3 protein-coding genes are annotated in these 12289 nt (G+C 44.2%); 1 reads left to right on the top strand and 2 read right to left on the bottom strand.

Features of this window, described 5'->3' with window-relative positions; all coding sequences use genetic code 11:
- Positions 1-85 precede the first annotated feature (85 nt).
- Positions 86-1417, bottom strand: coding sequence for a maltose ABC transporter substrate-binding protein (locus MHB37_RS08620; RefSeq protein ID WP_076126469.1), 1332 nt, complete (start codon positions 1415-1417; stop codon positions 86-88).
- A gap of 819 nt (positions 1418-2236) precedes the next feature.
- Here MHB37_RS08620 and MHB37_RS08615 point away from each other — a divergent pair.
- Complete coding sequence (locus tag MHB37_RS08615; RefSeq protein WP_076126468.1) at positions 2237-3982, top strand: alpha-glycosidase; 1746 nt, start codon at positions 2237-2239, stop codon at positions 3980-3982.
- A 163-nt stretch (positions 3983-4145) separates the two neighbouring features.
- Here MHB37_RS08615 and MHB37_RS08610 read toward each other — a convergent pair whose 3' ends face one another.
- On the bottom strand, positions 4146-12020 hold the full coding sequence (locus MHB37_RS08610) for a pullulanase (protein ID WP_405169145.1): 7875 nt from the start codon (positions 12018-12020) through the stop codon (positions 4146-4148).
- Positions 12021-12289 lie beyond the last annotated feature (269 nt).

Raw genomic sequence — 12289 nt, 5'->3', positions numbered from 1 at the left:
AGTGAAAATAAGAAGCTGCCAGCCGCTAAACATGCGGCGGGCAGCTTGATTCACTGTATGCTGTTAAGACAGTGAATTATGATCCTTATTGGGATGCACTGTTATTCAAATCTTTGATTTGTTGTACAGCTTTGTCCATTGCTGCTTTTGGATCCCCATTTTTATCCCAAATTTCTGGAAGGGCAGCATTCACAGGGCTCCATACGTTACCCATTTCAGGAATAGAAGGCATCGGTTGGGAGTTCTTAGCTTGTTCTGCAAAAACAGAGACATATGGATCGCTAGAGATCTGTGGATCAAGAAGCGCCTCGTTGTTTGTAGGAACCGAACCAATCGTTTTGTTCAGTAACAGCTGAGCGTCTTTGCTTGAAGCAAAATTCGCATACAATTTAGCAGCATTCGGATATTGAGTAAACGAGTTAACTGCGAAAATTTTAATACCAGAGAATGTAATTGCTGTTTTGCCATTCACTGTAGGGATTGGAGCAATACCAAGGTTGTCACCAAGAGCTTCTTTGTATCCTCCAAGCTCCCATGGACCTGTGATATCCATAGCTACATCACCAGAGTTGAACAAGCTGCGTTTGATATCACTGTTGATATCACCACTCTTAATTGGCAATGCTTCCTTCAGTTTCACAAATTCTTTAAGTCCTGCAATTGCACCATCGTTAGCAAGACCGATATCATCTTTATCCGTACCATCCTTACCGAAGAGGTATCCGCCATCGGAAGCGATAAACATGTAGTTGAAGTACAAGTTTCCTACTTCCCACATAATCCCATATCTATTTTTCGATTTATCCGTGAATGTTTTGCTGAATGCAAGAACATCATCAAATGATTTAGGTGCTTCTTTAACAAGCGATTTATTGTAGAACAATGCATAAGTTTCTGCTGCTCTTGGGTAACCATACAATTCGCCTTCGTACGAAGATCCGATAATCGAAGCTTCAGTATTGTTAGCTTTTGTTTCTTCACCGAAGACATCGTTAGGAAGAACCAAGCTCGCGCTTGCCGCTTTACCTAAGTTATCGTGAGGGATAAGAATAACGTCTGCCGCTAATCCTGAAGGACCATCTTGAGTAAGTTTAGTTACTTGATCTGGTGGTGCCAATTCTTCAACCTTGACTGGAACGTTATATTTTGCTGTGAACTGTTTAGCAATCTCATCTGCAAAAGGTCTTTCTTCTTTACTTTCCCATACCACTAGAGTTGCGCCATCTTCAGGTACAATTTCATCTGTTGCTGCTGCATCTGTGCTCTCTGGCGCTGCAGTCTCTGTAGTAGCATTATTAGTAGCTTTTGCTGCGTTGTTGCCCCCGTTATTCGTACTGTTGTTGTTGGAACCGCATGCTGTAACGGACAGAGCCATTGAGAAAGCTGCGGTGATAACCATCATTTTTTTCAATTTCATTACTTTAACCCCTCCCAATTTTTAAAAACGTAAGATGGAAAATAGTAGTGCTGTAATCTGCGCAAACGATTTCAGAAAGGCTAAAAAAAAAGTTCTTCTTTTAGCTTGCTCCTTCTGTATCTGCATTTCACAGGTAAGAAAGCGCTTCATTCATGAGTACATCATACAACAGTAACGATTGTTTTTAAAAACGTTTGCATATACTGTATTGGGTCATTTTCCATTATTTGATATACATTATAGGCATATATCTCCATTTTTCACATGATATCTTTTAATTAGTCGATAATTCATGTGTTTATTATTGGAATATCTATTTTATTTGCCCCTAATATGCCACATTTTCTCTATTTCAAGAGATTTCTCATAAATTGCCCTTCACAATGCTCGTTTACTTTAGTGAAATTTAGTGCAATGGTTTGAACAAGAGTATTGAAAGCCCTTTTATTCCATGCTATAATCCAAAACGTTAAGAGGCTGTCCAGCATGAAGCACAACATCCCTTGTCTGCCTCCTGTTCTATATAATTAAAAGGCAATGTTACTTATCAAAGGTACAACCTCGGGCAAGCTACTTCGCGGTGGTTGTGCCTCTTTGTTATGTGCTACTCGGCTACTGATTTAGTGCATGTTGCATAAAAAACTGTGCAACCAATAACAATAGCGACATTCTACATTCCACGCGCTCTGTGGAGTATCGTCCGGGAATAGTTTATGCTTTCGAGAAAGTAGCGCTAACAAAACTTAGCGTATGCTTTCGATGCGGTTTTGCCGAAGTCTCCGAGGAAGTAACGCTAACAAAACTTTAGGAGGATTTATCATGTTACTGGAAGCAGTGTATCATCGTCCGCGGTTAAATTGGTCTTATGCCTATAATGAAAGTACGATTCACCTGCGTCTACGCGCTAAAAAAGGGGATTTAACCGAAGTGTTCGCCTTTGCTGGAGATAAATATGCTTGGGATACCACAAAAGAGCTAATTCCCATGACCCTCTTCACCTCCGATGCTATGTTTGACTATTGGGAATGTGCTTCAGTACCTCTCTACCGCCGCTTGAAATACGGTTTCTTACTTCAAAAAGATAACGAACGAATTTGGATGACCGAAAGTGACTTTCAAACGGTGCGGCCGGAAAACCCAAACAAGCTGTTCGAATTCCCTTTCATTAACCGCGTTGACGTATTCGCTCCGCCTGCCTGGGTAAAGGACGCTGTTTTTTATCAGATCTTCCCAGAACGCTTTGCAAATGGTGACCCGAGCCTTGATCCGGAAAATGTTCAGCCATGGGGCTCCGAACCAACACCAACCAATTTTTTTGGCGGCGACCTGCAAGGGGTTATTGATCATTTAGATCATCTTAACGAGCTTGGGATCACTGCTATTTATTTCACACCTATCTTTGATGCAACTACTAATCATAAATACGATACAGAAGACTATATGAAAGTCGATCCGCATTTTGGAGATATTGAGACTTTAAAAAAGCTCGTCGATAGCTGCCATAAACGTGGGATTCGTGTCCTGCTAGATGCCGTATTCAATCATTCTGGCAAAACCTTTGCTCCTTTTGTAGATGTTCAAGAAAAAGGAGAGGCTTCCGCCTTTAAAGATTGGTTCCATATTCGCAAGTTTCCGCTTCAGATTGAAAACGGTGTCCCTACTTATGACACCTTTGCTTTTGAACCGCTAATGCCAAAGCTAAACACAGAACACCCTGAAGTTAAACAATACTTACTGAAAGTCGCAGAATACTGGATCAAAGAAGTCGGGATCGATGGCTGGCGTCTGGACGTTGCCAATGAAGTGGATCATGATTTCTGGCGGGAATTCCGCAAGGTGGTTAAACGTGCTAATCCTGAGGCCTACATATTGGGGGAAATCTGGCATGAATCTGCACCTTGGCTGGAAGGCGATAAATTTGATGCCGTTATGAACTATCCTTTCACTGACGCCGTCCTTGACTTCTTTGTGCATGGCACTCTTGATGCTGAAGGATTCGCCAATTCCATTGGTAAACAGTTATCACGCTACCCGCTGCAGGCTAGTGAAGTTGCTTTTAATCTGCTGGATAGCCACGATACTCCACGACTGCTTACGCTGGCTGCTGGAGACAAAAACAAGATGCGATTAGCGGCACTGTTCCAATTCACCTTTATGGGCACTCCCTGCATCTATTACGGTGACGAGATCGGCATGGACGGTGAAGGTGACCCTGGTTGCCGCAAATGCATGGAGTGGAACCCTGAAAAGCAGGATCGAGAGCTCTTCGAGTTCTATCGTCAGCTTATTAAAATACGCAATGACCACCCTGCTCTCCGCACAGGTACATTTACCTTCCTTGAGGCAGGACAACAAGGCAGCAAGCTAGCCTATGAGCGCCGGCTGGATCTGCAGACGATTGTGGTACTAATCAACAGTGAAGAGACCGCTCAGACCTTCCGTATTGACGTAGACGAGCGGGATTGGGAGAACTTGTTTACAGGCGAAACAATGCGCACAGAACGCAGCAAGCTGATCGTGAAAATGCCAGCCTATGGATTCGCTATCCTAAAGGCAATCATCTAAAAGATTTCTTTTCTTCCCACTGCCCAGCTATACAGCATAACAAAACAGGGTATCTCGCAAGCGATAATCGCTTCGGGATACCCTGTTTTCTTTTGGAGCATACTAAAATGCTAACCGCTGCTCAAACTAAGGGGTGCCAGAATTCAGCACACCTTAGTTTAGCCTACTTGCTCAGCAGCGTATAAATAACCTGTGCGCTTTCTGCGCGGGTCATCCATGCTTTTGGAGCGAATCGATTGTTCTCTCGGCCTTGCAGGAGTCCTAAGTCTGCTGCAGTCTTCACATAGGCTTCCGCCCACTTGCTAATACTTGAAGCGTCAGTAAATGCCGTAGAGGCTGCTACAGGTTCAAGCTTCTTACCAGACTTCACTTCAAGTGCGCGGATCGCCATAACAGCCATTTCCTCACGGGTAATTGATGCATTCGGCGCAAAACTATTATTACTCCGTCCACTAACAATACCCAGCTTAGTAGCTGTGGCTACATATGAGGCATACCATGCATCTGACCTGATGTCAGTAAACAGGACCTGCCCTTCCGCTTTTAAGCCAAGTGCACGTACTAGTAGTGCTGTAAATTCCGCACGGCTAACATTACTTTTTGGATCAAACTCAGAGGTAGTGACCCCTGACACAATTTGTTTGGCGGCAAGTGATTGAATCGCCTTAAATGCCCAATAGGTTGCAGGAACATCTTTGAACGACTTATCGATTTCAAGCACAGCATACTTACTGAAATGTGTGACTTGTGCCGTGATCACCTCTCCATTCAGCTGTCCTCCCACGTACTCTAACCCGCCATTATCACTTAAATAATAGATTCCGATTAAGTCCTTGTTGAATTGCCCTTTAATCTTGAATGAGATCGTAATCGGCTCATCGAACTGCTTAATTACAATCCGAGTACCGTCTTTCATCAGCACGCTAAGTCTGAATTCAAATACATCGGAAAGAGAGCTAACATGAGCACTGTCTTTATTTAAACCGTCTACTATGGCTTTCGCAGCAGACTGCGCCAGTGGGTTCAGTTCAAGCAAGATTTGGGCACCTACCCCATCAATACCTGAAGCTAAACTTGGCATTGTACTTAAAAGCTGGCTAGGGATAGTAACTAACAGATCCCCCATTTTAAATACAAGATCATTAGTTCCTAGTATTTGTGCAGCTTGTAAAGGTAAGCGTACCTCTGTCTTACCGGCAGCAACATCAATTTGCACCTTGCCGTCTTTACCATTCTTCAAGCTATCCTCATTCACAACCTGAGTATCCGCTGGCGGCGTAGGGCTAGGGTTAACAACAACTCCAGAGGTTGGTGCCGCTGTGGCTTCTGGCGTTGGTGTTGGTGTCACCTCAGGCGACGGTGTTACTTCTGGTGTCGGCGTTGGCGTCGATGTTGGTGTCGGCGTCGGCGTCGATGTTGGTGTTGGCGTCGACGTTGGTGTCGGCGTTGGCGTCGATGTTGGTGTCGGCGTCGGCGTCGGCGTCGGCGTCGATGTTGGTGTTGGTGTTGGCGTCGACGTTGGTGTCGGCGTTGGCGTCGACGATGGTGTCGGCGTCGGCGTTGGCGTCGGCGTTGGCGTCGGCGTTGGTGTCGGCGTCGGCGTTGGTGTCGGCGTTGGTGTCGGCGTCGGCGTTGGTGTCGGCGTTGGTGTCGGTATAACATCCGATACCTCCGCCAAAATAACCGTGCCTCCATCATCTCTGCCTGGCAGATCAATATTTACCTTTTGATCTTCGGAAACCATGTATGTTTTACCGCTGTATTCATCGGTTACCGATGAATTGGCAGCAAACGGTACTGGAATCGTTACAGAATTCCCACTAGTTTTAGTATTGATTACCGTCACTACGTTCTCATCTTCATAAGATTTGTTGAAAGCTAAATAACCTGAATCATCTGAACCTGCGAGCTTCGTGCGCGCACCTTTGGAATACACTTTGGAGTACTTCGCACGGATATTCAACAGCTTTTGATAATGGTCATGTAGTGGCTTCTCTGCCGTCAATTGATCCCAAGGCATATCCTTACGGTTCTCACTGAATTGACCTTCAGACATATTTCCAGCATTGCTGCCGGAATTCCCCAGTTCTTCTCCGTAGTATATTACCGGCTGTCCTTTGGCGGTAATTTGCAGAGCTGCAGCAATCTTCAGCTTGCCTTTATCGCCTCCCACATAATCAGACAAGAAACCATTCTCATCGTGACTGCTCAGGAATTGAGCCATCATCTTCGTATTATCGATCTTTAATTCACGTTCCTGCAGATAAGCATCCACACTGTTTACCTTACCATTTGCAAAATCTCTGGCTGCATCTTTAAATCCAAAATCAAGCAGACCATCCATCTGGCTAGTTTCGAGCATTCCACCATTGTTATCAATGGTTCCACCGAAGTATTCGCCGGTCATTTTGAAGTTTGGATCAATCGCTGTCAGTGCATTTTTAAAGGCTTTCCAAGTCGTATCGTCCACGTGCTTGACTGTATCCACACGGAAATAATCAATCGTGTCTCCACGTTCCGTACGTGCGTTGTCTAACCAGCCTGTTTGCCAAGCGATAATTTTTTCACGAACGGCTGGATCTTCCGTCTTGAAATCTGGCAGGAAAGCAAGCTCACCCTTAATTGGATCTGTATCTGCGGATACACCATCCGTGCGCAGCATCCCTTCGAAACGTGCTTTATCCTCAGCTGTAATTGTCGGATAGGTATCCTCAGCTTTCAGACCGTAACCCGTATGATTGAGTACAACGTCAACCATGATCTTGATCCCTTTGTCATGCGCCTTTTCGATTAGCTCCTTGAAGGTTGCCATATCGCCAAGATGCTCGTCGAGCTTGGTAAAATCTTTTGCCCAATACCCATGGTATCCATATTGTTCGCTGCCAAAGTCAACACCTTTGTTAAAATCAATATTATCTACGATTGGCGTGATCCATAACGTGTTAATTCCTAGCTCTTGCAAATAATCGAGATTGTCGATCATCCCCCGGAAATCTCCACCATGATAAGCTTCCAGATGATCTTTATTTACATTCTCATTATTCGTTGGGTCACCGTCTTTAAACCGGTCTGTAAGCGCGAAATAAATCCGGGCCTCATCCCAATCAAAATCCAGCTTATCCCCTGTATAGGTTCTTGCTTTTACCTCAAGTGTAGCCTTTTCCTTATGTGCATTGCCGTATTGGTCTACGAGCGTAATCGGAATTTCCTTGATGCCCGCTGACACCGTGTCTTTCACAGCAACCGTTTGTTTCAAGAGTTCCGTATCCAGCTTAACTTTGCTAGGTCCTCCAAGATTGGTTAAATCCATATATGCTTCAGAGTAAGTTACTTCTTCCGAAGAGGAAGCGTTGATGCTTACAACAGCATTCTGATTGGATGTGACTGCCTCTGGACTTACGGATGCCGTAATCGTAACGACAGGTTGATGATAATCAATAACAGATTCATCATTCACCGTATTCTTTGGATCTGTAATTTCGGTAGTGACGCCGTCTTTAGTAATCAAGAAAGTATATTTATACATACCTTCTTTTAAATCAGCCAGTGTATAAGTGAACCACTCGTTAGCCGGATCATAGATCATTGGATACGAAGTGCCGTTCACTTTTACTTTAGCAGCTGTTATTGCGTCCATATTTCCAGTACGGAACAAAGCGTCGTCGCGGTATCTGAAAGTAATCGTTCCATCTTTTAAAATGGGGCCGCTAATACTTGGTTTGATATCAAGCTCTTTAACCATACTGGTTACATACACTTTAGTGAACGGTTCACCAGGGGTCAACGGTATGACACGATCGTCCGGGTAGTCTTGTTTTCCCGTGTTCCAATCCGTACCTTTGCGCAGGACAAATCCAACGCTTGTTGCATTCTCCGCAACCTCAATCAGAACGCTCGCTGTGCCATTCTTAAAGGTTGTGAAATCAATCTGGTCATTTTTAGCTCCAGTGTTCCAAACCCAGATATTCCAATCCTTATAGTCCTTATCGCTACGGGTATAAGTGAATTGAACATATCGTTTGTCAGTAACTTTAACGGTGACGGTTGTGGAAACACCCTCATAAGAGATAGTAAGGGTTGCCGTTCCTAGCCCAACCGCTTTGACTAGACCTTTATCAGTTACTGTAGCCACTTCAGGTTTATTGGAAAGGTAAGTAGCCTTCTTAGTAACATTACTTCTGCTATTGTCATCATATTTCGCAAAAACAGCGGTTTGATGCGTATTTCCTGCTGCCAGCGTGTAGCTTGCACTATCTGTTTCCAAAGAGGTCAGCTTAACTGGTGCAGCTTCCTTTTGAATAATCACAGCCGTCAAAGGCTCTAATGTAATTGAATTTGCTGTCAAAATAAAACCTGTCTGCTGCGCAGCCGGTATCGCTGTAACACCAGCTTCATCGTTGTCCACAAGCACTTGACCACCCGTCAAATCCTCAGATAAGGTCAGTTTTCTAGTTGTGCTGTCACCATTCATGAAGACATAATAGATGCCAGTACCATCTGTTGCTTTGTTGGAATAACCGATGACAAGATCGTTATCCTTCATTTCTGGAGCAGGGATCAGGTTAATGTTAGAGTCAACCAAATCCTTATCGCCCAATCGGAAGGCATCCGTTGATTTTCTTAGCTCCATCAGACCCGACGTATATTTTCTTGTCGTGTTCTGTACTGGGAACTTAGATTCATCCGTTGCTTTGGTCCAATCAAACATGTTAACTGCATCCGATGAATCGTAAGAATCATGAATGAAATAGCCAAACGATTGGTTGTTATTGTCGAACATCTCTGTGAATTTATCCTCAGGATCCGTTGTGCCCTTCCACTGCTTAGTCCGCCCATATTCCTGACCGGCATGGATGAAGGCTGTACCTTGAGAAGTTAATACGAGCATATTTCCTAATCTGATCCGCTGCTGAATTTCAAGCTCATTCTCAGCAATATCCGGATCCTTCTTGATCGATTGTGCTATGACATCATGAAGTGTCAGATTATCATGAGCTTCGATGTATGGGACGATATCACCCGGATCATCTGCTGGTGTATTCGAAGGTTGAGCTTTAATATTGTCCAGGATTGTAGCGATCGGACGTGCTCCACCGGTAATAAATCTAGGCTGACCTTCGGAACCATAACCAGACTTCAATTCATTACGGAATTCATCGGAGAAAACACCGACACTATCCGTTTTGTCCATCCAATCCTGATCTGCACCTTGACCAGCGAGAGAAGGATCAGCCGCAGCGCCGCCGAATGTTCTCCAGCCTTCACCAATAAAGAGTGCCTTCGGATTCACTGCTGCCGCGGCATCATAAGCATGCTGAACAGCATCAGCTGTCGCATCGCCCATCATATCCCAGCGCATTCCATCAATCTTATACTCTTCAAACCAGTATTTTACCGAATCAACCATAAGCTTCTCAGCCATTTTATGGTTGGTGGCTAAATTGTTGCCGAACCCCCCGATAAAGTTGCCGTTTGCATCTTGGAAGGCATAATAATTAGGTACGATGTCGTTTAAAAATTCTTTTTTAGCCATGTGAGTATACACTACGTCCAGAACGACACCCATTCCAGCTTCATGCACGGCATCAATCAAACCTTTTAATTCTTTAATCCGCTCTTCTGGATCGGCAGGATTCTGTGAATAAGCCCCGTCCGGAGAGAAATAGCTGTGAGGATCATACCCCCAGTTGTATTCATTGTTTTTTGCGGAATACTCTGGCTCTCTAGTCCCCATCTTCGTCTCATCCCCGTAATACCAAGCCATCACAGGAAGCAACTGAACATGCGTTACACCAAGAGATTTAATATAATCAAGTTTCTTTTCAAAAGCGCTATAAGAACCCCATCTTTCCCCACTCAGACTATCCTCGATCGATACATCTGACGTAAAATCTCTCACGTGGACTTCGTAGATGATGGCGTCCTCACGTTTTTCGTAGCCTTTTATATCAGCATACCCAAAGGTATCAGGGTTCGTCTGGCTTAAATCAACGATAGCCGCTTTGCCCACTGTATCCCCGCCGGCACCAGCAGCACCTGTGGTATCAACAGTGAATACCGCCATTGATTTAGCATAAGGATCAAGGACCTTATGGGTTACACCGTCATTCGTTACTTCGTATTGATAAAAGAAGCCCCTTACATCTGTTGCCGCTGTGCCTGTCAAATCAGCTGGCTTCAGCTGGACTGACCAAACCCCTTGCTCGCCGAGTGTTAAAGCAACACTACCCACTTGCACGTTAGAGTCATTCTTATCGTAAAGATTTACAACGACTCCGCTTGCTTTAGGTGCCCATAATTTCAATGTGGCTGTTTTGTCAGCATTATACGTAGCTCCAAGATCGTCTCCTGTATAATTGTACATTTCATCAAGCATTCTCCAGCCACTTGCGGCGGAGACTGTTTTACCTGAATAAGTAACGCTAAGCGGAACTTTTTCCAAATCAAAAGCTTCTGTATCCACTTCGATTGAAGTTTTGCTTGTAAGGGTTACCGCAGTAATCGGGACTGCAGCACCCTCTTTATCCTTAACTGTAATTGCTGTCTTTAAGGCAGCTGGATCCAAACCGTCAGTCAGTGTGAAGCCGAGAAGGATTTTGCTCGTCGACAACACCTCTGCGGATACTAAGCCAATTGGTGTCTCTCCAAGCGGAGAAACATAAACATTGTTGTCTCCTTCTTTAACCCATAGCTGATTGTATCGATCCAGCAGGCTAAAGGTTTTATTGTCACCGTCCTTATCACCGTTCGAAGGTTTCATCACAATAAAGCCGATTTTCTTCGCGTTCTCAATAAGTGGAACATCAACATATGCACCATAACGATCTGTTTGATCTGCCACAAAAGGAGTAGCTCCAGACGGCCAATTTTCGGATTGGGCTACGACGTCATCCCACAGCCACAGTCCGTATTGATCATGATTTGTATCAGCTCTCATATAGTGAATTCGCACTGTATTAGGAGCAAGTGCAACTGGTTCATACGGTGTTACATCATTTGAGCCTTGCTTGATCCAAATTTCATTCGTCTCAGGCGTGTTAATGGCAAAGAGTTTATCGCCTTCATCCTTAGCCTGAGTGACTCGGTTTACCACAAGGAACGAAATTTTCTTGGCTCCATCCTTCACTGGCACGTCAACATAAGCACCATAAGAATCAATTTGCCCTTCAGGAAATGGAGTTGCCCCTGTTGGCCAATTTGCGGAAGGGGATTGAACATCATCCCATGTCCATAATCCCTGATTTTCATAGTCACCAGCTGTCCGAGTGTAGTGAATACGGATGTGTCCAGCCGGAACAGGGGTAACCTCAACAGGTTCAGAAGGAATTTTATATTCTGCTGTCACACTGCCATCCAGTGGATTAAATTTAAAGGTAACCGGCAGATCTGAAGGAAGACTCAGATTATTAGCAGTTTCGGGATACAATTGATCCCCGGCTTCACCGTCTCCTGGAACAGAAACTTGGTAGGTGTAATCTCCCTTAGGAAGGGTAGCCACCGTACTGTAAACATCATCAAAATCAGGATCAGATAATGTAGTAAGTGCTTCTGCCGGCAGGTTTCCTGTCAATCTTGGTAGTTTAGCGGAAGCAATCGGTGTGTAATACGTGGAATCAGCTATTTTATGAGTCAAGTCATTATAATAAAAGGTTACGGCAGTCTCTGTTTCCAGCTTGATATGGATATTCTCCCCATCATTGGTCCCCTGAGGATTGGTGTAACTTGTGAATCCATAATTCTCATCCCATAAATCATTTAGAGTAACCTTGTAGTTATATTCTCCTGCCGGCAATGTGCCTGTAAAAGAATATAGGCCATTATCTGAATAGGTCATTTGGGTAACTACTGATGTCTCATCCCAATCCTTACCCGGCGCTTCCGCACCTGTCGATGTAAATTTAGACTGCAGATCCCCAACCAATACAACCTTCGTCGTTGCTGCTTTAACATTAACAGGATGTAGTCCAAGACCAGAGAACACGAGAGCAATGATCATAAAGATCGCAAATGCCCTCTTCCCCCATAAAGTTATTTTCATTTTTGCAAAACCTCCCATAATTATGAATTCCCTTTTTGCAAGCGGATACATGATTTCACAAACCCCTCCAATTTATGAGATTATAAATCATGCGTATTCCTTCTGAAGGTGAAGAAGGTCTATATGTAGGGCTCGTCAAGCCAATTCAACGCTGTCACCATCCTTCTATCAAAGTAAAAGCTTGATACATCATGTCAAAATTAGTGCAATCGTTTGCAAAAAGCTATGCACAAACACTAGTCCATAAAACCCGATCGTTAGTGCAACTG

The organism is Paenibacillus sp. FSL H3-0286, from assembly GCF_045040705.1.
In the GTDB taxonomy this organism is placed as follows: Bacteria; Bacillota; Bacilli; order Paenibacillales; family Paenibacillaceae; genus Paenibacillus_AQ; species Paenibacillus_AQ odorifer.
This window is presented reverse-complemented; position numbering and strand designations above follow the sequence as displayed.